Origin of the sequence: Photobacterium sp. WH77 (assembly GCF_022014395.1) — a bacterium.
Lineage (GTDB): Bacteria > Pseudomonadota > Gammaproteobacteria > Enterobacterales > Vibrionaceae > Photobacterium > Photobacterium arenosum.
This window is the reverse complement of record NZ_JAKLTE010000009.1, coordinates 150,572-171,086: the sequence shown is the minus strand read 5'-3', so window position 1 is coordinate 171,086 and position 20,515 is coordinate 150,572. Positions and strand designations below refer to the sequence as shown.

Sequence of the window (20,515 nt, the reverse complement as noted above, 5' to 3'; positions counted from 1 at the left end):
ATTACATGCATATCTGGAATCATCATCAAGCGATTCATAAAAAACGGAGTGAAATATTAGGGACTTATGTTGATGACCGATTTACCCTACTGAAGTTGTCTTTAGATGAAAAAGTCCTTGATCAAGTACCTTTAGAAAAAAGGCTTGTTTTCACCTTGGAAGAAAAACCTGTTTTTTTGTTTCATGAATCTGTCGTTGCAGCTCTCAGTGCCGCTGACCTCAGTGGTTTAGGCTTTCGCCGTGTCGATAGCTGGTCGATCGGATCTGCCTTTGAAGACGACGACGATGATTTTTATGATGATTTGTAATAGAGAAAACGATAACCGTTGTCAGCAATGATGTTCAAGGGTGGGCAATTACGCTTTTAACCCTAATTGATGATACAACGCCTGAATGTCTTCTTCTGTGGGTAATTGACCATGATCGATGCTTCTGAGAACTTTGCACGGGTTACCGGCAGCGATCACATTTGAAGGGATGTCTTTCACTACGATACTGCCTGCGCCAATCACTGTGTTATCGCCAATCGAAACCCCTCCCAGCACAATGGATCCAGCACCAATCCACACATGATTGCCAATCGTGATGGGATCGCCACAGGCATAGGGTTGTACCCGTTCTGATAACAGCACCGGATGGCCGGCCGCACAAAGCTGAACGTTTGGGCCTATCAGCACATGGTCGCCAATCGTGACGGGTGCAATATCCAGCACAATCAGACCGTAATTAATAAACCCGTTTTTACCAATCGAGAGATTGCTGCCCATATCGCAGCGAAAGGGCGGTTCGATATGTGTGCCCTGACATTGTTTGAGGATCTTGTTCAGGATGTCTTACCGTTTTTGCTGCTCACTGGGGCGCGAGTGATTAAAGTCGTACAGCGATTCTCTGCAGGCTATTTGATGATCAATTAACGCCTGATTGATTAACAGTTTGGTACTGAAATCGTTTAGCTTATCCGGCATTGACGTGTCTCTTTCACTGACAGGTTGTAACACTATAACTGAGCTCAGCCAAAATGTGTCTGACCGGGATAACGTTGAAATCGTCGAGTTGAGGAAATGTGGTGGAATGCACACTAATCAGGTTAAAAGATAGAGATGTGCGTATGATTGAATACGCTGGCTTTATATTAACCAGCAGACAAACCCGTCAGCGACAACACAGTAAATCTCATTGAGCAGGGAGAGAGTGCATGGCGACAATTCAGCTAAAGTGTGAATGCGGTGAGTTACATGGGGCAGCAGAGGTGCCCGCGCCGTCGTCCGGCAACCGCGTAGTGTGCTATTGCAAAGATTGTCAGGCATTTGCCGAGCAGCTCTCGCCTGAACGGATACTCACGGCACATCAGGGCACGGCGATTTTTCAGCTCAGTCCGGCCAGTGTGCAATGGACAAATGGCAGTGAGCAGATTCGCTGTTTACGGTTGACACCGGAAGGCTTATTTCGCTGGTATGCCGGATGCTGCAAAACGCCGATAGCAAACACCCTCAAGCCTGGTTTTCCTTTTGTTGGCTTAATCGAAAAAGTGATATCAGCACAAGACAGAACCGAAGAGCACCTTGGCCCGGTCCGTGCTCATGCCTATCCGCAATATGCTAACCCGCCATTGCCTGAAGACATACTGCGCAATAATCGCGTCTGGCCAATGATGATTCGCGTATTGCTGAAAATTCTGAGCTGGAAACTGACCGGAAAAGGACGCCCGAATCCCTTTTTTGATCGCCATGCGCAACCTATGAGCCAGCCAGAGATTGTGAGTAAAAAAGCGGATGAATGATGAGTCATTGTGAAGCAGATCTAGCTGAAATATCCCCAGTGTGAAAACACCTTCTAAACTCAATACTTAGGGCAGGAAGCACTACCTTCCTGCATGGGCCGAATGGTGAATGTTGGGTTTCAGAGCAAATGTTATGGTTGATGCGCTAACGTTTCTCACGTTGTTACTTGTTATTGCCACGCTGCTTCCCTTTTGGCGGCATCCGCACTGGCTGGTACGTGGCTGGGATTTTCCTCGTCTGCAACTGGCGGTGTTTGCTTTGTTTCTGCTGATTGCTAATGCTTTTGCTCACGTACACTGGCTGGTTATTGTGGTGTGCTTTGTGTGTCTGGGCTGGCAGTTGTGGTGGATTTTGCCTTATACGCGGCTCTGGCGTCAGGAGGTGAAGACGACGAACGGTGAAAACAGCCATAGGCGGCTGCGAATCATCACAGCCAATGTGCTGACACCGAACCATCAGGCGGATAAGTTAATCACATTGGTGCATCAGTATCAGGCTGATGTGCTGGTGACGCTGGAATCGGATGACTGGTGGCAGTCTCAGTTGGATACACTTGAAACTCAGCTACCTTATACCATGAAGTGCCCGCTGGATAATCTCTACGGCATGCATGTTTATGCCCGGTTTCCTTTAGAGGATACCAGTGTTGAGTTTTTGATCGAAGACGATGTGCCTTCCATGCATGCGTTGCTGGTGCTTCCTTGTGGCGAAAAAATCAGAATGCATTTTCTGCATCCAGCCCCGCCAAGCCCGACTGAAAATCCGGCCTCGGCCGAACGGGATGCCGAGTTGATACTGGTGGCACGCAGTGTATCTGACAGCGCACAGCCGATTATTGTGACCGGTGATTTAAACGATGTTGCCTGGTCGTCGACCACACGGTTATTTCGAAAGATCAGCGGCTTACTGGACCCGCGCGTGGGGCGGGGCATGTTTAATACCTTCCATGCCGACTATCCGTTTCTGCGCTGGCCTTTGGATCATATATTCCACAGCCACCATTTCAGACTTCGCCAGATTCAGCGTCTGCCGTCTATTGGATCGGATCATTTCGCTTTATTTACTGAGCTGTATCTTGAACCGTCTGCCGCACAAAAGGAGAACGGCCTGCAAGCTGAGACGGAAGATGAGGAGTGGGCGGAAGAGATTATTCAGGAGCAGAATGTCAGCGATGAAAATGTGCCGCGTCCAGGACAATGAACCGGGTGAATTCGGGCTGGCAACTGGCTGTTAAATCAGGGTAATCTGTCTTTCGTTAATCTAGCGTATCACTCCGCTTTGCAAAGGATGCTGCAATGAAAATAGCCATACTGACTTTCGAAGGATTCAATGAACTGGATTCGCTGGTTGCTTACTCAATACTGAATCGGGTCAAAAGCGAGAACTGGCAGGTGCAGATCACCAGTCCCACGCCGACAGTAACCTCAATGAACGGACTGACCATCTCCGCCCACCAACCTCTGGCCTACGCCAATCAGGCCGATGCAGTCATCATCGGCAGCGGGTCGCTGACCCGACAGATCGTTGCCGACCAATCACTAATGAGCACTTTAACGCTGAGCCCGCAAAAACAGCTGATTGCTACTCAGTGTTCTGGTGTGCTGCTGTTGCCGGCACTGGGCATTTTGGATAACGCATCTGTCTGTACCGACCTGACGACTCAGCCCTGGGCGATGGACGCCGGATTAGTGGTGCTTGAGCAGCCTTTTCATGCATCCCAGTCGGTCGCAACAGCCGGAGGCTGTCTGGCATCTCAGTATCTTGCAACCTGGCTCATCGCGAAATTAGCGAGTGTGGAGGCTGCTAAAAACGCAATCCACTATGTGGCTCCGGTCGGAGAGAAAGAAGACACGGTAAATCGTTGTTTGTCTGTTGTTGAACCCTATCTGGACTGAAAGATGCATATTTATAACGTATTTGGTAAGCGCAAGGATGTGGGCGGTAATCTGATGGCGATATCTGAAGTACCGGAAAATCCGATGGATTCTGGTATTCCTGTCACTGTTGTGATTTCGCCCAGCGAGCAAGCTGATGTCCGGTTTCGTTTCTTTTACCCGGACTCAAAAGAAGCGCCGATTTGCGGTCACGCACTACTGGGTGCGGCAAGCCATATTGCCCAGGCTGCGTTTCGTGTCGAAACCGGGGCGGGTATCAGCGACGTACGAAAATCCGGAGATGTGGTCAGCGTTAGTATGGCCTTGTCGACGGCAGTCACTCCCGATTTTACCGGTCAGCCTGAACCTGGCTGGTTTGGCCTGGATGCCAGTCAAATCCTGAGTGCAGGAATTTTCAGTGCCGGTAAACCCAAATGGTGTATCGAACTGAAAGACATCTCCGCCCTGAACGCCGTCCGTTTTGATCTGGATGCACTGGCTGCATGGAATCAGGGGAAAAATTTCAGTGGCTATGTGTTGTATGTGTCCACGGGCGACGGCTGGCATGCCAGAGCATCTAACCCCTTGTATAACATTCCGGAGGATCCGGCTTGCGCGGTGTGCTGTGCGGCGCTGCCTTTGCCTTTGGAACAACCGGCTTTCGTTCACATGGGCTATCCGGAATACCCTAATCTGATCCACCTGGAGGCAACCGAAGGGCAACTATGGGTTGGCGGTAAGGTATATCGGTATGAACCGAGCGGAGCGGTCTGAATGCCTGAAGAGCAGGCTAACCACAAGGAGATGCGAATGACTGCGATTCCTACACTGCATTTTATGTGCGGTAAAATGGCGGCGGGAAAATCCACATTAGCGGCACAGATTGCCAAAACCCATCAGGCCGTGTTGCTGGTAGAAGATGAGTGGCTCAGCACCTTATACCCGCAAGAGGTTCGCAGTCTGGCTGATTACATCCAGTATTCAGAGCGGTTAAAGAAAACCATACAGCCGCATGTTCAGGATTTGCTCGCCAAAGGGATGTCGGTTGTGCTGGATTTCCCGGCCAATACGGTGTCGCAGCGTCAGTGGTTTACCGGCCTGATTGCCGCGACAGGTGTTGAGCACTGCCTGCATTATGTCGACAAACCAGACGAGGTATGCAAAGCGCAGCTGAAAATTCGCAGTCAGGATTTGCCTGCAGGCAGCCCGTTTACCACGGATGAAGCGTTTGATGCGATTACCCGTTTTTTTGAGCCGCCGCAAAGCAGCGAAGGCTTTATTATTCAGCAGTATAAGCAGGATACCTCCATATGAAACAGGCTATAGTGCATATTGCCCTGGTTGTCGGTGACTACGATGAAGCGATCGACTTTTACGTCAATAAGCTTAAATTTGACTTAATCGAAGACAGCTATCAACCCGAACAGGATAAGCGCTGGGTGGTGGTTTCGCCACCGGGTTCCAACGGCGTCACTGTGTTGCTGGCACGAGCGTCCACCCCTGAGCAGCGTAATTTCATTGGCAATCAGGCCGGAGGCAGGGTATTTCTGTTTCTGAGCACAGATGATTTCTGGCGAGATTATGAGCGTATGGTGTCCGACGGCATCCGGTTTGTGCGTCCGCCTCAGGAGCAGGACTACGGCACAGTCGCTGTGTTTGAAGACTTGTACGGCAACTTGTGGGATTTGCTGCAATTGCACCCGGAGCATCCCATGGCGAGAAGAGGAAGAGCAGAATAATGCAAAGAGAAGTACATGATTGCGTGTCATTTTTGCTGATACGCGGTGAAGAGGTATTGCTTGAACAGCGCAAGCTGAGCAAAGTGGTTGATCCTGGCCTGATGGCCATTCCCGGTGGGCATGTCGAAGCAGGAGAAAGCCTTGAGCAGGCGCTGATCCGTGAGGTTGCCGAAGAGCTGACGGTGACGCCGATTGCCTATTTTCCGCTGTGTACCTTGTATCATCCCACCACAGAGTTACAACGGCTGCATTATTATGTAGTGACAGACTGGACGGGTGAGCTGTCGGCACAGGAAGCGGAAGCGGTGATCTGGACATCTCTCCATGAACCGAACGCTGCTACCGTCGAGGCGGATAACATTGCGCTGGCGGAGTACAGACGTGTGATTTTACCTTTGTTGAAAGAACGGCGCTGATAGAACGGTGCAGAAAGAGCGACAGTAAACACATTGATTGGATTTTGGCAGCAAGGGGAAGCGCATGGCAATCAGAGTGATGACGGCAGACGATGCTGAAGAGGTCGAGGCATTAGTGAAAAGTGCGTTTCTGGCAAGTGCGGCAAAGCAACTCGCGCCGGCCGGTATCCATACTTTCTTTAAAGTGGCCTCAAAAGAAGCGCTCTTGCTTCGCCTGCAGGAAGACAACCTGATACTGGTGTATGAGCAGCAGGGCAAAATTATTGGTATGGCAGAACTCAAACAAGGGGCACATCTGGCGATGTTATTTGTGCTGCCGGATTGGCAGGGAAAAGGCATTGCGACTCAGTTGCTGCAGGTTTTACTTCAACAGGTTCGTCATGCTGAGCTCACCGTGCGTGCTTCACTGAATTCAGTCTCTTTTTATCAGGCGCAGGGATTTCAGAAAACGGGGGCGGCGGCAGAGCTTGCTGGCCTGCGATACCAGCCCATGTCACTGACAATGACCAGCACAGTTACAGCGCCGGCAGATCCGTCCGCTTCAGTGCTTTAGCAAAAGTCACTATGGGCGAATCTGAGCGTTCATCCTTCCGAATCAGGGCTTGCCAGTTCAGGTAGAGTCCTTGCTCTGTCACTCGGGCTGTCCGCAGCTCGCCGCTTTTCAGGTACGGCTTTATCACCCAGCCTGGCATAATCGTAATCCCCATACCTGCTCTGACAAATTCCACGACCGCTTCGGTCACACCAGCCCGGATGACTTTCGGCGGCAACAGGTGATTCGGACTGAACAGTTGTTCGTATTCACGTCCGGGACCGGGTGTGGTGTGGTAAGTAATGTAAGTGTCAGCGGCGATTTCCTGCGGTGTCAGCCAGGCTTTACCGGCATTCGGGTGGTCTTTATGCATCACAGCGATCATTTCATCCCGAAACAGTTTCAGCACCCGGAAGCCAGTCTGAGTCACCGTGCCAGAGACAATAGAAATGTCTATCGTACCGTTGCGTAACGCCGTAAACGGGTCGAGAGAGACATCGGGAATGATTTCGACCGAATAGCTGGGGAAGTCCTCATTAAACAGCTTAATAAAGGGCGGCAGCCAATGGTAACCGCCGTAGGCTTCATTACCTACCCGAATGACGTGCTCTATCCCCACCGACAGTTTGTCGATGTCGTTTTCAGCCCTTTCCAGCTCACTGAGTACCACAGTGGCAGATAACAGCAGCCGTTTCCCTGCGCTGGTCGGTATGAGCTTTTTATGCTGGCGGTAAAACAGCTCGGTATTTAACAATCGTTCTGCTTCGCGAATGCGATGACTGAGCGCAGATTGCGTCAGCCCAATCTGACTGGCTGCTTCAGACACACTACCTGCCTTTGCCACAGCCATTATCATTTGCAAGTGTCTTGTACTGATTTTTGTGGCCATAATGTATGAATAAAGTTAATGGTTTTTGAATATTTTATGAAATTTACAGTTAAAAAGCCGTCTCGTAAACTAATAAATGAATGGTCAATAGCCTCTGACAGGCAAGGAAATAGTGGATGAATAAAATGGATAAAAATCAGACTGCACCCACGCTGAAAGTGGACCTGGACAATGAAAAAGTGCATTGGGATCAGGACATGAGCTACGGGCAGTATCTCGCCCTGGGACCATTACTCTCCTGCCAGCACCCGGTTACCCAGCAGCACGACGAAATGCTATTTGTGGTCATTCATCAGGTGTCTGAACTATGGATGAAGCTTTGTCTGCATGAAGCCTATGGAGCGGTGGAGAATATTCGCAAGGACAAACTGCGCCCGGCATTTAAAATGATGAGCCGCATGGCACGCATTCAGTCTCAGATGCTGAACGCCTGGGAAGTGCTGGCAACCATGACGCCAGCCGATTATGCCAGCTTCCGCGATGAACTGGGCCAGAGTTCTGGTTTTCAGTCTTATCAGTACCGCGAACTGGAATTTCTGCTGGGTAATAAAAATGAGGCCATGATTCAGGCGCACCGCGCACACCCGAAATATTACGATCACCTGAAGTCCGTTCTCCATGCGCCAAGCATTTATGACATCACGCTGCAGTTGCTGAAAGCCCGCGGATTTGATGTGCCTGAGTCTCACCTCAACCGGGACTTCTCCCAGCCGTATCAGGCCAGCGAAGACATTGAACGCATCTGGGCGGAAATCTACAACAACAGCAACGAATACTGGGATCTCTATGAGCTGGCCGAAAAGCTGGTCGACATGGAATTCAATTTCCAGAAATGGCGTTTCAGCCACATGAAAACGGTTGAGCGCATCATTGGCTATCGTCGCGGCACGGGTGGCACTTCGGGGGTGAAATACCTCAACAAAGCACTGGAGCTGCAATTTTTCCCGGAATTGTGGTCGGTGCGTACCTCTATTGAAGGGCCGAAGCATGACTAAAATCTGGGATATTTCGCAAACGCTGCGACAGGGGTTACCGGTCTGGCCGGGAGACACGGCATTCTCTTCGTATTTCCACTGGGAAATGAGCGAGCAATGCCCGGTCAACGTTGGTCAGTTTTCCCTGTCGTGCCACTCAGGTACTCATGCCGATGCGCCTGTGCATTACGATGCACAGGGTAAAAGCATGGAAGCGGTCAGCCTGGAATATTACATTGGTCCGTGTGTGGTGATTGATGCTACCCAGGCAGTTGGCTGGGTAAAACCGCAGGACATTATTGATCAGCTGCCGGATCAGGTTGAGCGGGTGATTTTCAAAACCTATCTGCAGTTTCCGCACCATGAGTGGCAGTCTGATTTTACGGCGGTAGCCTCAGAGACCATCGACTTACTTGCAGAGCGTGGCGCCTGTCTGATTGGCATCGACAGCCCGTCACTGGATCCCCAGAGCTCGAAAACCATGAGTGCGCATCAAGCTATTAAGCGTCATCGCATGGCGATTTTAGAAGGCCTGGTATTGGATGACGTGCCTGCCGGAGCGTATGAGCTGATCGCCCCGCCGTTAAAACTCGACTCACTGGATGCTTCCCCCGTTCGGGCACTGTTGCGCAGTGTTGCCTAGCCATTGGATAAGTCAGGAGTAATTGAACATGCAAACACTGAACAGAGCCTATTTTGAAACACTGGATCGCGATGATCCCCTGGCAGCGTATCGAGATCAGTTTGATTTACCCGCCGGGCATATCTATCTCAACGGCAATTCCCTGGGCGTGTTGCCGAAGGCGGCAAAAGAAAAAGCACGGCAAGTGGTGGAAGAGCAGTGGGGCCAGGGGTTGATCCGCAGCTGGAACACCCACGATTGGATCCGCATACCGCACCGGGTGGGAGATAAAATAGCCGGTCTGATCGGGGCTGACGACGGCGAAGTGATTGTGGCAGATTCAACCTCTGTCAACCTGTTCAAGATGGCAGCGGCAGCGGTAAAACTGAACGCAGGACGTCAAAATATATTGTCTGAACCGGGTAACTTCCCGACGGATCTTTATATCTTGCAAGGACTGGAACAGTTTCTGGACGGCAAAGTGCGTCTGGTGACTGAGCATCGCGATAACATTCTGGATGCCATCGATGAATACACGGCTGTCGTGGTGCTGACCCATGTGCATTACAAGAGTGGTGCCATGTTTGATATGGCGGCCATTACAGCCCGTGCTCACGAAAAAGGCGCCTTGGTGATCTGGGATCTCAGCCACAGCACAGGTGCAGTGCCTGTGCAGTTAAATCAGGTGGGCGCCGACTTTGCCATTGGTTGCGGGTACAAATATCTCAATGGTGGTCCGGGCGCACCGGGTTTTCTGTTTGTTGCCAAGCGCCATCAGGCACAGTTGCAGCAACCACTGAGCGGCTGGTTTGGTCATGCGAATCCTTTTGCGATGCGGGATGACTATGAAGCGGCACCGGGTATTGCGCGCACTTTGTGTGGCACAACGTCAGTCGTCGGTGCCAGCCTGCTGGAAGTGGGGGTGGATATCATGGCCTCGGCTGACATGCACCAGATCCGAGAAAAATCCCTTCGCATGGGGCAGTTGTTTATTGAGCTGATTGAACAGCGCTGCAGTCAGTACGGCTTCGGGCTGGCATCGTCAAAAGATCCGGCGGTGCGGGGCAGTCAGGTTTCTCTGACCCATGAGCAGGGCTTTGCCATCATGCAGGCTTTGATTGCACGTAACATCATAGGCGATTTCCGTGCACCGGATATTCTTCGCTTCGGCTTCACACCGCTGTACGTTCGTTACGTCGATCTCTGGGATTGTGTGGATGCGCTGGTCGATATTATGGCGAACGATCACTGGGATCAGGCGGCATTCAAAAAGCTCACCGCAGTAACCTGATGTGCAGAGTTGCAGAATCTGTCAGGTCAATACATTCTAAGCTATAACACCAAAACCAGTAGCATCAAACCCGTACACAGAAGCACTGAACCTGTCTTGCCGGAGAGGGTAAGCCGGCAGGACAACCTTACCTGTAAGGTAGAGACAAAGCCGGGATCTGTGTATGCCCCGGCTTTCTTGCTTCTTCCCGTTATACCTGACGGACAGCCTCTGATTGCCTATAGTTGATGGGGAGAAGGCTGATCCGTTCAGGAGTCCGGATGAAAATCAGAAAATTCAGAGTTGGCTGGGTAGTTTTCAGCCTTGGTGCTGCTGCTGTGCTGGTGTATCACCAGGTAAAAGCAGCGGAACCATCGTTTGATTGCACCGGAGTGGCAGATGGCAGCATTGAGGCGATGATTTGTCAGGACGAAGAATTAGCTGCGTTAGATAACCAGCTGTCTGAAGTCTACAAACGGGCGGTTGCCAAAGCCACAAATGAGCATCCCCCCACCTTGAAAGCAGAGCAAAGAGGCTGGGTGAAAGGTCGCAACGAGTGCTGGAAAGCCGATGATAAAAAGTCATGTGTTGAGTCTGAATATCAGCGGCGTATTGCTGAGTTGCAGGCCAGGTATGGCTTGATTCAGGCAACAGCAACCGTCACTTACCTGTGTACGGATCAGCCGGGAAGTGAAGTGATTGTGACTTACTTTCCTACTGACCCGCCAACGCTGATTGCCGAACGCGGTGACAGTGTCTCGCTGATGTATCAGCAGGAAAGCGCCAGTGGCACCAAATATGCCGGCCGCAATGAAAGCCTGTGGGAGCATCAGGGCGAAGCAATAGTCACCTGGGGATACGGTGCGCCAGAGCTACAGTGCAAGCTGCAACAATAGTCTGATATAGCATGAAGCCACAAGATAGGACTAACGCTTACAAAATGATGTACACCATAAAAGCGCCGAACAGCGCTGCAAATATACCTGCGAACCGTCCCTGGATGTCGTTCAGATCAACGGCCCAGCTGATGAGCTTTTTAAAGTTTCCCCTGCCAAGAATTAACAGAAAAATCGCCGCAATAATGGATATCCAGCCGATGGCGGCAACCACAAAGGGAATATCGGTATTATCTGCATATTCAATTAACAGGTAGCCAATCAGTAATCGCACGGCAACCGCCACAAAATGCAGCCAGAGCTGTTTTTTGTGCCTGTCGATAAAGTCCAGAATAAGTCTGGGCTCAGCGGCAATAACCAAGCCTAAAAACGCAACAGCTACGCCTATCAGGCCAATAAGCAATCTCATATCCGCTCTCCTGTCATGGGAGAAAAGTCAGCAAGGGTCTGTGGCCTTTCCGGCCCAGAGACAAGGTTTACAGCCTTGACGGGTGGCTGTCCGGATCCCCCTCGATATGAGGCTTATCATCATGTGATACACCGTGCTCTTCCGGCCCTTCCTGATCCCAGGAACCCTCTTCAGTCCATGGGTCGTCATCTGGCAATTCTTCGATATAAATCTCTTTGTCCTCATAATCAGGTTGATAGCGAAGATCAAAGTGCGCCGCACGAATAATGGAAATACACAGCAGCAATGCGACGAGAAGCAAAGGGACGCCCCCGATCACACTGGCTGTTTGCAGGGTATCCAATCCCCCGATGAACATCAGGGTAATGGGCATGACAGACAGTGCAAATGCCCAGAACAGACGATTCCAACGTGCCGGCTCTTCATCTATCTCTTTCTGCACGACAGCGGCCAGAATATAGGAAATAGAATCAAAGGTGGTGGCGGTGAAGATCACCGCCAGGATTGTAAAGGCGAGAATCACCAGTTTACTGAGGGCCAGAGTGTGCAGCATGGCAAAAATAGCGGCAGTGGCCCCCTGATTGTTCAGTATGGAAATAACATCTAACTGCCCGGAAAGTTGCAGATAAATGCCATAATTACCCATGATCATGAAAAACAGGAAACAGCCCAGGGTGCCGAAAAAAATCGAGCCGACAACCATGGCTTTTATGGTTCGTCCCTTGGAAATACGGGCGATAAACAGTCCCACGCTGGGCGCGAAAACCAGCCACCATGCCCAATAGAATATGGTCCAGTCCTGAGGGAAATGGGTGTCGGGAAATTGTCGGAACTGGGCAAATGGCTCTGTCCAGGTTGCCATTTCGAACAGGTTGTTGATCATTCGGCCCAGTGAATCCAGCCCGGTGTTCAGCATGAAGAGGGTCGGCCCGGTAATAAAAATGAACAGTAAGATGCCGACGGCCAGCCACATGTTGATATTAGACAGTAACTGTATGCCTTTTTTCAGACCGGCATAAGCGCTGTAACCGAAAATGGCAGTACAGACAATTAACACGCCAATGCGGGTATAGAGGTTATTGGGCACACCGAGAAGTTCATGGGCGCCCTGGTTAATCAAAGGAGCGGCAAGGCCGAGAGTGGTTGCCCCGCCTCCCAGCATACCGAAGATGAAGAACACATCGATGAGCTTACCCAGCCATCCGCGTGCCCGCTCTTCACCCAGTACCGGCATTAAGGCTTCACTGATTTTCAGGACGCTGTGGTTACGAACATAGTAGAAATAGGCAATCGGCAGCGCAGGAATCAGATAAATAGACCAGGCCAGCGGCCCCCAGTGGAAAATGCCGTAGGTGACTGCCCATTTGGCGGCTTCGTGCGTACCGCCGGGAATGTCGAAAGGCGGGGTCTGATAATAGTAAGCCCATTCAATCATTGACCAGTAAAGAATCGACGCGCCAATACCAGAGCAAAACAGCATCGCAGCCCAGGAAAAAGTGGAAAATTCCGGGTTTTCCTCAGGGGTGCCCAGTTTGATCTGGCCGATATCACTGAAGGTGATGTACACCATAAAAAGAAACGCACCAAGGCCGAGAATCAGGTAGAGCACGCCAAGCTGATCGGTCACAAAATCTTTGGCGCTCAGCACCCAGGCTGCTCCCGCTTCGGGAAAGAAGACTAAAGGCAAGGTCACAGCAAATAGCAGGAAGAGGGAACCGAAAAAGGTAGGTTTATCTATGATGTCATTGAATTTGGTGGACGACATCGCGGCCTCCGCACAAAAAGGGTGTGTGATTCGTCCGTGAATTGGGTGGTATATGAGTCGTATTGTTAATTCTTAGAACATGACGTCCGGAAAACCAATGCCGATCCATAGTGCCGATTACGAGCTTATTATAGTCGAGCTGTCAAACAGCGTTGATTCAAAGGCGATTCCCGCCGGCTGTGTTTGGCTGTTGCTGGTGGATTATGTCAACTCGGAACTGGTCGCTTCAGTGCAGCGGGCGGTTGAGACCTTATTCAATATTTCAGCCTTTTAAACAACGCGGGTATAACCGTTTACTTACATGCCGGAAAAAGCGGCCGGAATCTATCGCAAGCCGCCAGTCTGGTCAGCCTGCGAAAGAGAGTGCGGATAAAGAGTGCTGGTTGGATCAATAACGATTGATAGTAATATCAGAAACATAACCGTGTTCAGCATGTTGCAGCGCTTTTTTTAACATGGCGGCGGTTTCTTCAGGTGTCATGAAACTGCTGATATCCATCTCTTTACCACTGCTGGCCCAGAATTCGGTTGCCATGCCGCCAGGGTACACCCCAACCAGTTTCATTGGTTTGCCTGCCAGTTCCAGCCGGGCTGATTCCACCAATCCCTTTACTCCCCATTTGGCAGCGCAATAGGTTGACTCGCCGGCTTTCGCCACCTCAGCCGCTGTCGACATAACAATAGCGCAGGTCAGGGGAGTATTACGGTAGCGTTTAATCGCTTCCCGCAGGAAATAGGTTGCAGACAGCAGGTTATTGCTGATCAACTGCGCTATGGCGTCGGGCTCTTGTTTCTCCAGCGAGCCGAAATAGCCACTGCCCGCACAGAAAATAATGGTCTCAGGTGCTGATGGCAGTTTATCGAACAGAGATGACACCGAGCTGGCATCTGAAAGATCGGCAGTAAGGGTGCAGATATTGGCAGGCTGACATTGACGGGCGATGTTATGTAAGCGCTCGTCGTTTCGGCCTGTCAGTGTCAGCGTGTGGCCATCGGCAGCATAAGAGGCAGCCAGAGCTGCACCCAGTCCACTGCTGGCTCCTGTGATCAGAATCATTGTTATCCTCTGCTTTTATCAGGGTTTATTCGGCAAAGTATAGCGATATTTTGGTTGACGGGCAGGGTTGGTAGCATGCTGATGGTTATCAATATAAGGTGGGTTTTCCTGATAACACAGCGCATCGTAAGCCTCGGCCATGGTGCGAACATCGTGGTGTTGCAAAATATAGCGGCGAGGGCTGATGCCTGGTTTCTTAAGCAGCGCAGTATGGATTTGGTAAATAAGCGTCCGTTCATCGTCAGTATTGAGCGGGATACCATTTAACGGACAAAGGACATCGCTGCAGGCTCCCATATCGGTCAGTGCCGCAGGTATTCCACAGGATTGTGCTTCAAGGGGAGAAACAGAATAGTCCTCCTCTTCAGAGGTAATACAGAACAGATCCAGCGCCTGATAAAATTCCGACATGTTTTCGACATGGCCCATGAAATGAACACGGTGGCTCAGCGATAGCTTTATTGCCAGCATATGCAGCGATCGCGCCAGACCACCTTCCCCTGCCAGGGTCAGATGCACATTCTCCGGTAAATGACTCAGGGCATGTATCAATAAATGATGCCGCTTTTCCGGGATCAGTCTGCCTGCTGTGCCTATGATTTTCGCCCCTGTGGGTAAGCCCAGCCTGAGCCGGGCTAGGCCCTGATTGCCAGGCTGGAATCGCTGAGTATCAACACCGTGCGGAATCGTGGTGATATCCCGGCCGCTAAGAGATGTTTGTAACCTGTCATTCATTCTGCCGCCGCTGGTAACCACCACAGGTTGCATACAACTCAGAGCCATTTTCAGCAAGCGCGGGTGTTTAGGTTCTTCTTCCAGCCAGTTGTCGTGCTCGCTGTGTATTAAGGTTTTGACGCCGGCCAGCCTGGCTGCAATACCTGCTTGATATAAAGCAGTGCTTTGATGGGTATGCACAACACCTGCGTTGTATGCACGAAACAGTTTTACCAGAGTGCGGATAACGTTTGCAGCCGTTTCAGATTCTGCATCAAGGAAGATCAGTTTATCGATGACATTTTTCAGGTAAGGCCACCTTTCAAGTGATTCACTCATCGTCCCTTCCAGACAGACGATAAAGCGTCTTTGCCGCAAGGCAGAGAATTGCTGAATGTTCACTGCAGTAATGCCCACCATTCCCGGTGTTAAGTGCTTTACAACCTGAATAACAGCATTCATAGCGACCGCCTTACAACACCTGCCTGTATAGGATGAAGCAAGAGTTATACCAGTAATAATGCGGCTGGAGGCGCCTGTTAGTGTCTGGGGCAGACTGCGAATCGGGTGACATTCGCATTCTGCAAACCAAGTTGGGAATGGCAACTGAGATTGAAATCAATGTGAAATTTATCAATGAAGGATGACATTAACCACATGTCTGCATTTCTTGTCCTGCTGGTGTGTTTTTCTGGTCTAAGCTGGAAAGAGTTTTTCCAGGCTCAGGGTGTCTGCTTAGTGGTTAAAGCTGTTTGACAATGTATGGATCAAGGGCTACGGAATAAGCGTTATGGAACAAGGGCAGGCAGTGGCATCGCTCTGCCACAATTATCTCAGTTCAGGAGAAAAATACGCATGGCTACCATTAGTGTAAACACATCGAATCAAACAGAAATCACGCTTAAGAATGATGCTGAGTCCAGCAGTCAAGTCGCTCTGGCGGCATTCAACGGCAGGGTATACATGGCTTATCGTGGCTGGGGGAGCTCTAAAAGCCTGTATATATGCTCCACTGCCGACGGGGTTAGCTGGTCTCAGCAAACGGATATTACCGATGATAATGGCGCGAAAACCCAGAATAGCCCTGCGCTGGCGGCATTCAATGGCAGACTGTATCTGGCCTATCAGGGCTCAGGTTCCGATAGCATTTATATCTGCTCAAGTGCAGATGGCGTCAATTTTGGTGATCAAACAAAAATCACCTCACAGAATGATGCTGAAACCGATTCCCAGCCAGCACTTGCCGCATTTAACGGTCGGCTTTATTTGGCATACCGGGGAGAGGATTTATCGAATAGCCTTTATGTTTGTTCATCGGCAAACGGTACCGACTGGGATTCACAGGTGAATGTCAGCGACCAGAATGGCGCGGCAACCACAACAACAGCCGGCCCATCGTTAGCGCCTTTCAACGGGAAACTGTTTTTAGGCTGGGAAGGGGCGGGCGGAACGGCAATTAATGGTTCGGCCATTTACGTGTGCTCTTCTTCTGACGGGCTAGAGTGGGGGCCGCAAACCAACCTGGAAGATGCAAACGGGGCAGAAGGCTATGACGGTGTGTCGCTGGCGGCAACCAGTGATACTTTATTCGCGCTCTACCACGGTGCCCACACCGCACAGCTATATGGTTGTGCTTTTAATGGCACATCCTGGAGTACCAATCAGATTGATTTTACAGAAGCCAATGGAGCGGGATCTCAGTGCGGCCCTGCCTTAGCAGCATTAAACAATACGTTTTATGCAGCCTATCCCGGCATATTACCTTCAAATGATCTGTGGGATTTCACTTTTACAGTGAACTGGAACAACGCGTAAAACTAATCTGCAGGCAAACAAAAAGCCCGTTCTTTCGAACGGGCTTCTCTGTAAGATCAGGTGCTGTTCGTGAACATGCGAAATCGTTATATTCCAGAATGGGAACACCGTGGCGAACTCCGGCGGTTATCATCCCGGACCGTCGACAGAATGATTAAACGCTAAGTCATAGGTGCTGGTGTTCCTGAAGGCTAGGCACACACGCATGCCTTGCGTCATCTGTTCGGTACTGAACTGGCAGAATCAGATGCATCGACACTACAAATACAATCTCTGATGGGACATTCAGATCCAAAGACTTCAGCTATTTACACACACATTGCCATGCGCAAGATGACAACAGTACTCGATAAGGGCAAAGCACTGGGCAAAATCAATACGCCAGTGTCAAAGTTGCTGCGTGAGATGCAGAAGGGGAGAAAAGTATGAAGTTACGACCGTTGCATGATTGGGGGTTGGTTGAACCAGAGCCTTTTCGATTTGAAGACAAGGGGTTTGTCATACCAAGTCCACCTTCTAATCAAGGGAGAGTGAAGGCAATTGGGCCGTTGGCTAAAGGGGTTGAATGTGGAGATCTCATTCGATTTAACCCTTATGGAGCCTTTGAAGTCAGAGTAGGAAATAAACGGTTAAATCTTATCCGTTTCGATATGTGTTTGGTGTAATTAAGTTAAATTAAAAAGCCGCGTTTAAGCGGCTTTTTGAAATCAAATGGAGAAGGCTGCTTCTCTTTCCTGCTGAGGCTTTCTCTGTGTTTTTATCTTTGAATCTTTCGACTCTTGGTTCAACTTCTTAGGGTTAAACACTTTGCGCCACTCTTGCAACTCTACACTTTCAAATTGCAGCTTCTTAGTCATGAGATTACGCTCCATTAGCCATGTTATTGAAGTAATGTTGGTTCAAAGCTTTCTCAAAATAATGCTTTCGCTTGACCCAAATGAAACCATCCCCTTTAGATATGATAGCAACATCTATCGGACCACCAACTGTTTCACTGTCATCTGATACTTTACGCTTGAAAGCAGTTAGATTGACTAGTGACTCAGCCATTTCAGCTAAATCCTGCTTGGGCAGGAACTCTATCATACCAAGTACTTTATCTATATAATTTTCTTTTATAAGAGCGCTAATTTTATCATTAGCGTTACCCCAAAGGTCAGCTGCCTTGTTAACCACTTGATCTTTAAGTTGTTTTTTGAGTATTTCATCTTTTATATTACCATCAAGAATAGCTCCAACCTCAGATAAAATCTTTCGGAATACATTTGAATTCTCATACTTGATTTTATTATGGAGTTTGTCGCTGATTCCTGACATAAATACAGTTACTTCTTCATCCTGTGCGTATGCTGTAAGCCCAACGTCACCGCTAGTACATGATTTATTGTCATTTTTAAACAATCTTAGCTTTTTGTCTAAAAAACCATGCACGTCAAAAGCATGCACCGCAGGAAAATACTCATTCTCTCCGAAGCCGGCGAACACAACTCCTGTCAAGTTTCCTATGTCTATTTTTCTGCAAACAATTTCACTAAATAAGACTTCGATTGCATCGATAAGACTGTTTGGAACCGCTTCTATTGAGTGTGGCAAAAGAGTATGGCAAAGCTCAGTTGCCACAGTAGATGCATATGTTCTTGCATTTTTGACGTCATTTTCGTCAAAATTATTTAGAAATGGCTCTTCAACAGCTGCTCTAGTTAACCTTTTGCATTGTTCTTCGAGTAACTCATAAGTCTCTGAATGGGTTAGAGGGGCTTTCTTTTCGTCTATTTTTTGTTTGACGAGCTTTTCTGCGCCATCAATGATTTCGTTATGAAAAATGGTGTTATAAAGGCGGCGTAAACTCTGTTTTTTGAACTTATCTGGAATAATTAACTGATGATTTTCAAGGAACTGCCAAAAATCATCAGCATAATCCTGGACGTAATGGAAACTATTACCGCCTAGGTGTTTGCGATATTGTTTGATTATGATTTCCCATGGCACATCACATAATGAGCCTGAGTCATACACCATAATCCCAACAGGATGTTGTTTTGACAGAGCAAAAAGTTTCTCTGCTCCATTGTAAATTTTATGTACACCGTCTCCTGCTATTGTCACAGCAGAGTCAGCGGCAAGAGCAACTGCAGATTTGTTATAGATTGCAATTTCAGCTGTCATGATCAATTGGTTTCATTAACGTATTGGTAGCTTTAGATTAGTTTTAGTGCAAAAAGAATGCATGTGCGTGTATCACTTTTTTGTCATTCTAGGAATGTTTCAATTTAAACTCGGAGCTATATCTCATCCCCTAAAGTCTTAGAACTTTTTATCAGACCCAATTGCGCATAAGGGTAGAGTGCGCAACTCACAATCTTACTGCGGTGTCCAAGCCCTGATGATGACTGGCTTTAGTTTTCAGAAAGAATCAGGTAATGCGCAGCTTATTTCTCAATATCTCACCTGTTCTTCATCACCACACCATCACCGACCAAGGGGTGGAGGGGGCTCGGCATAGGAAAACGCGCGTCTCCACAGGCGGAGGCGAATACCTGGATAACTGCACCCAATTAGAACTTTCCCTGAGTGCCTCCGAACTGAAGAAAGCCTTCGACAGCTTGCTGCTTCTGCCGCATTGGAAAAAACATCACGTATCACCTCGGCCCAGAGTTGTTCCTTAAGAGCTGGCGGGAGCTGCTCAAATTGGACTATCAGCTGAACCAGAAGTGGATAATTATATGAGCGCCGAAATTCATCCCAATGACGTCAGCAACGAACAAGGGCAGAACGGCCAGTATCAGGAAATTGTTTCAATTAACTGTTATGAGCTACTGGTGAATATAATCTTTGGGGAAACGAAAACATGTGGGGGACAAAAGATAGCAGACAAACAAAAAGCCCGTTCTTTCGAACGGGCTTCTCTGTATGGTGCGTCTGAGTGGACTCGAACCACCGACCCCCGCCATGTCAAGGCGATACTCTAACCAGCTGAGCTACAGACGCTTTATTCAGTTTTGCTTCAACACGCTTTGGCATATTGAAAAAATTTGGTGCGTCTGAGTGGACTCGAACCACCGACCCCCGCCATGTCAAGGCGATACTCTAACCAGCTGAGCTACAGACGCATATTTTAAGTTATTCTAATGCAGGATTTGGTACGACCGAGTGGACTCGAACCACCGACCCCCACCATGTCAAGGTGGTGCTCTAACCAGCTGAGCTACGGTCGTATCATTGAATCGTCCTGCTTGAGAACGGGGTGAATATTAGCGACTCAGACCCACTGGCGCAAGTGTTTGAGTTGGCTTTTTTTATTTTTCGTGACTGTTTGATTGTTACTTGTACTGCCTGACGCTGAATCAGGCACTGAGTGGTTGTTTTCAGGGTAAAAATTATTGCAAAAGCTCATGATCCGGCGGCAGTAAGCGGGAGATCCAGATAGCCAGTTTATGTTTCATATTGGGGCCGTCTTCCTGATCGGGAGAAAGCGGGGTGATCTGCTTAACATCAACCAGTAACCGGTAGATACATTCCACTTTTTCTTTATCTGAAATGCCTTTGTCGAAGTCTTCGTAACCCTGTTTTTTGGCAAAGGCGATGCCTATTTCCATGGCTTTCTTAATCAGTTTTTGTTCGTTTTTGATTTTTTTCATTCTATCTCGTTCCCTGATTGTGGCCTGTATGTAAAGCATAGTAGGGGCGTTGATTTTTTGAGCCCATGGTCATTCATCTGTAAGGCAGTTAAAGGTGTTTCGGCAAGGCGATGAAAATGAACGG

Annotated in this window: 26 protein-coding genes, 3 tRNA genes and 1 pseudogene; 18 read left to right on the top strand and 12 right to left on the bottom strand. The window is 49.2% G+C overall.

The genetic code is table 11. The features are described from left to right. Positions 1-308, top strand: a pseudogene (locus L6J37_RS11645) (imm11 family protein); the annotation flags it as partial. Between the two features lie 48 nt (positions 309-356). Here the strand turns inward: L6J37_RS11645 and L6J37_RS21340 are convergent. Beyond that, a complete protein-coding gene (locus L6J37_RS21340; RefSeq protein ID WP_330872793.1) occupies positions 357-767 on the bottom strand; it encodes a sugar O-acetyltransferase in 411 nt (136 codons plus the stop codon). A gap of 428 nt (positions 768-1,195) precedes the next feature. Between L6J37_RS21340 and L6J37_RS11635 the strand changes: the two genes are divergently transcribed. From L6J37_RS11635 to L6J37_RS11600, 8 genes are all read left to right on the top strand, one after another. Then, positions 1,196-1,780 (top strand): DUF6151 family protein, encoded by a 585-nt coding sequence (locus L6J37_RS11635; protein WP_237795196.1) that lies wholly within the window; start codon positions 1,196-1,198, stop codon positions 1,778-1,780. A gap of 133 nt (positions 1,781-1,913) precedes the next feature. Next, positions 1,914-2,981, top strand: coding sequence for an endonuclease/exonuclease/phosphatase family protein (locus L6J37_RS11630; protein ID WP_237795195.1), 1,068 nt, complete (start codon positions 1,914-1,916; stop codon positions 2,979-2,981). A 95-nt stretch (positions 2,982-3,076) separates the two neighbouring features. Next, on the top strand, positions 3,077-3,676 hold the full coding sequence (locus L6J37_RS11625) for a DJ-1/PfpI family protein (RefSeq protein ID WP_237795194.1): 600 nt from the start codon (positions 3,077-3,079) through the stop codon (positions 3,674-3,676). A 3-nt stretch (positions 3,677-3,679) separates the two neighbouring features. Then, positions 3,680-4,429: a PhzF family phenazine biosynthesis protein gene (locus tag L6J37_RS11620; RefSeq protein ID WP_237795192.1), complete on the top strand. Its 750-nt coding sequence runs from the start codon at positions 3,680-3,682 to the stop codon at positions 4,427-4,429. 36 nt (positions 4,430-4,465) lie between these two features. Then, positions 4,466-4,969 carry an AAA family ATPase gene (locus L6J37_RS11615; protein ID WP_192016738.1) on the top strand — a complete coding sequence of 168 codons (504 nt, stop codon included), beginning with the start codon at positions 4,466-4,468 and terminating at the stop codon, positions 4,967-4,969. Beyond that, complete coding sequence (locus tag L6J37_RS11610; protein ID WP_218387316.1) at positions 4,966-5,394, top strand: VOC family protein; 429 nt, start codon at positions 4,966-4,968, stop codon at positions 5,392-5,394. Before L6J37_RS11615 ends, L6J37_RS11610 begins: the two co-directional genes overlap by 4 nt. Next, positions 5,394-5,810, top strand: coding sequence for an NUDIX hydrolase (locus L6J37_RS11605; RefSeq protein WP_192016736.1), 417 nt, complete (start codon positions 5,394-5,396; stop codon positions 5,808-5,810). Before L6J37_RS11610 ends, L6J37_RS11605 begins: the two co-directional genes overlap by 1 nt. A 64-nt stretch (positions 5,811-5,874) precedes the next feature. Then, positions 5,875-6,363: a GNAT family N-acetyltransferase gene (locus L6J37_RS11600; RefSeq protein WP_218387317.1), complete on the top strand. Its 489-nt coding sequence runs from the start codon at positions 5,875-5,877 to the stop codon at positions 6,361-6,363. Here L6J37_RS11600 and L6J37_RS11595 read toward each other — a convergent pair. Then, entirely contained in the window at positions 6,326-7,198 is an 873-nt protein-coding gene (locus tag L6J37_RS11595) for a LysR family transcriptional regulator (RefSeq protein WP_192016735.1), read from the bottom strand. The two genes, L6J37_RS11600 and L6J37_RS11595, sit on opposite strands and share 38 nt — an antisense overlap. A 149-nt stretch (positions 7,199-7,347) precedes the next feature. Here L6J37_RS11595 and kynA point away from each other — a divergent pair, with 149 nt between their 5' ends. The 4 genes from kynA to L6J37_RS11575 all read left to right on the top strand — a co-directional run bounded on the left by kynA (position 7,348) and on the right by L6J37_RS11575 (position 10,993). Then, positions 7,348-8,226, top strand: coding sequence for a tryptophan 2,3-dioxygenase (gene kynA, locus L6J37_RS11590; protein WP_192016734.1), 879 nt, complete (start codon positions 7,348-7,350; stop codon positions 8,224-8,226). Beyond that, positions 8,219-8,848, top strand: a complete 630-nt coding sequence (gene kynB / locus L6J37_RS11585) for an arylformamidase (RefSeq protein WP_192016733.1) — start codon at positions 8,219-8,221, stop codon at positions 8,846-8,848. Before kynA ends, kynB begins: the two co-directional genes overlap by 8 nt. A 28-nt stretch (positions 8,849-8,876) precedes the next feature. Beyond that, entirely contained in the window at positions 8,877-10,118 is a 1,242-nt protein-coding gene (gene kynU, locus L6J37_RS11580; RefSeq protein ID WP_237795190.1) for a kynureninase, read from the top strand. 260 nt (positions 10,119-10,378) lie between these two features. Continuing rightward, positions 10,379-10,993: an MliC family protein gene (locus L6J37_RS11575; RefSeq protein ID WP_237795189.1), complete on the top strand. Its 615-nt coding sequence runs from the start codon at positions 10,379-10,381 to the stop codon at positions 10,991-10,993. Between the two features lie 37 nt (positions 10,994-11,030). On the opposite strand, the gene L6J37_RS11570 is transcribed toward L6J37_RS11575, so the two are convergent. Next, a complete protein-coding gene (locus L6J37_RS11570) occupies positions 11,031-11,402 on the bottom strand; it encodes a hypothetical protein (protein ID WP_237795187.1) in 372 nt (123 codons plus the stop codon). A 67-nt stretch (positions 11,403-11,469) separates the two neighbouring features. Continuing rightward, on the bottom strand, positions 11,470-13,167 hold the full coding sequence (locus L6J37_RS11565) for a BCCT family transporter (protein WP_237795185.1): 1,698 nt from the start codon (positions 13,165-13,167) through the stop codon (positions 11,470-11,472). Positions 13,168-13,264: 97 nt separating this feature from the next. On the opposite strand from L6J37_RS11565, the gene L6J37_RS11560 reads away from it, so the two are divergent. Then, positions 13,265-13,441 carry a hypothetical protein gene (locus L6J37_RS11560; protein WP_192016728.1) on the top strand — a complete coding sequence of 59 codons (177 nt, stop codon included), beginning with the start codon at positions 13,265-13,267 and terminating at the stop codon, positions 13,439-13,441. Positions 13,442-13,555: 114 nt separating this feature from the next. On the opposite strand, the gene L6J37_RS11555 is transcribed toward L6J37_RS11560, so the two are convergent. Next, a complete protein-coding gene (locus tag L6J37_RS11555) occupies positions 13,556-14,224 on the bottom strand; it encodes an SDR family NAD(P)-dependent oxidoreductase (protein WP_237795184.1) in 669 nt (222 codons plus the stop codon). An 18-nt stretch (positions 14,225-14,242) separates the two neighbouring features. After that, positions 14,243-15,400 carry a glycosyltransferase gene (locus L6J37_RS11550; protein WP_237795182.1) on the bottom strand — a complete coding sequence of 386 codons (1,158 nt, stop codon included), beginning with the start codon at positions 15,398-15,400 and terminating at the stop codon, positions 14,243-14,245. Between the two features lie 393 nt (positions 15,401-15,793). Between L6J37_RS11550 and L6J37_RS11545 the strand changes: the two genes are divergently transcribed. From L6J37_RS11545 to L6J37_RS11535, 3 genes are all read left to right on the top strand, one after another. After that, positions 15,794-16,753, top strand: a complete 960-nt coding sequence (locus L6J37_RS11545; RefSeq protein WP_218387329.1) for a hypothetical protein — start codon at positions 15,794-15,796, stop codon at positions 16,751-16,753. Between the two features lie 210 nt (positions 16,754-16,963). Next, positions 16,964-17,182, top strand: a complete 219-nt coding sequence (locus tag L6J37_RS11540) for a tyrosine-type recombinase/integrase (RefSeq protein WP_237795181.1) — start codon at positions 16,964-16,966, stop codon at positions 17,180-17,182. Continuing rightward, positions 17,179-17,418 (top strand): co-chaperone GroES, encoded by a 240-nt coding sequence (locus L6J37_RS11535; RefSeq protein WP_237795180.1) that lies wholly within the window; start codon positions 17,179-17,181, stop codon positions 17,416-17,418. Before L6J37_RS11540 ends, L6J37_RS11535 begins: the two co-directional genes overlap by 4 nt. Before the next feature lie 42 nt (positions 17,419-17,460). On the opposite strand, the gene L6J37_RS11530 is transcribed toward L6J37_RS11535, so the two are convergent. Both L6J37_RS11530 and L6J37_RS11525 read right to left on the bottom strand, forming a co-directional pair. Then, on the bottom strand, positions 17,461-17,610 hold the full coding sequence (locus tag L6J37_RS11530) for a hypothetical protein (protein WP_237795179.1): 150 nt from the start codon (positions 17,608-17,610) through the stop codon (positions 17,461-17,463). A gap of 4 nt (positions 17,611-17,614) precedes the next feature. Beyond that, a complete protein-coding gene (locus L6J37_RS11525) occupies positions 17,615-18,919 on the bottom strand; it encodes a hypothetical protein (RefSeq protein WP_237795178.1) in 1,305 nt (434 codons plus the stop codon). 254 nt (positions 18,920-19,173) lie between these two features. Here L6J37_RS11525 and L6J37_RS11520 point away from each other — a divergent pair, with 254 nt between their 5' ends. Further along, the gene (locus tag L6J37_RS11520) at positions 19,174-19,419 is read left to right on the top strand and encodes a hypothetical protein (RefSeq protein ID WP_237795177.1); all 246 of its coding nucleotides are present in this window, start codon (positions 19,174-19,176) and stop codon (positions 19,417-19,419) included. Positions 19,420-19,664: 245 nt separating this feature from the next. Here the strand turns inward: L6J37_RS11520 and L6J37_RS11515 are convergent. The 4 genes from L6J37_RS11515 to L6J37_RS11500 form a co-directional block, all read right to left on the bottom strand. Further along, positions 19,665-19,741 (bottom strand) — tRNA-Val (locus L6J37_RS11515). A 45-nt stretch (positions 19,742-19,786) separates the two neighbouring features. After that, positions 19,787-19,863, bottom strand: a tRNA-Val gene (locus L6J37_RS11510). 28 nt (positions 19,864-19,891) lie between these two features. Further along, positions 19,892-19,968, bottom strand: a tRNA-Val gene (locus L6J37_RS11505). Positions 19,969-20,130: 162 nt separating this feature from the next. Beyond that, on the bottom strand, positions 20,131-20,391 hold the full coding sequence (locus tag L6J37_RS11500; protein WP_027252100.1) for a DUF5062 family protein: 261 nt from the start codon (positions 20,389-20,391) through the stop codon (positions 20,131-20,133). Positions 20,392-20,515 lie beyond the last annotated feature (124 nt).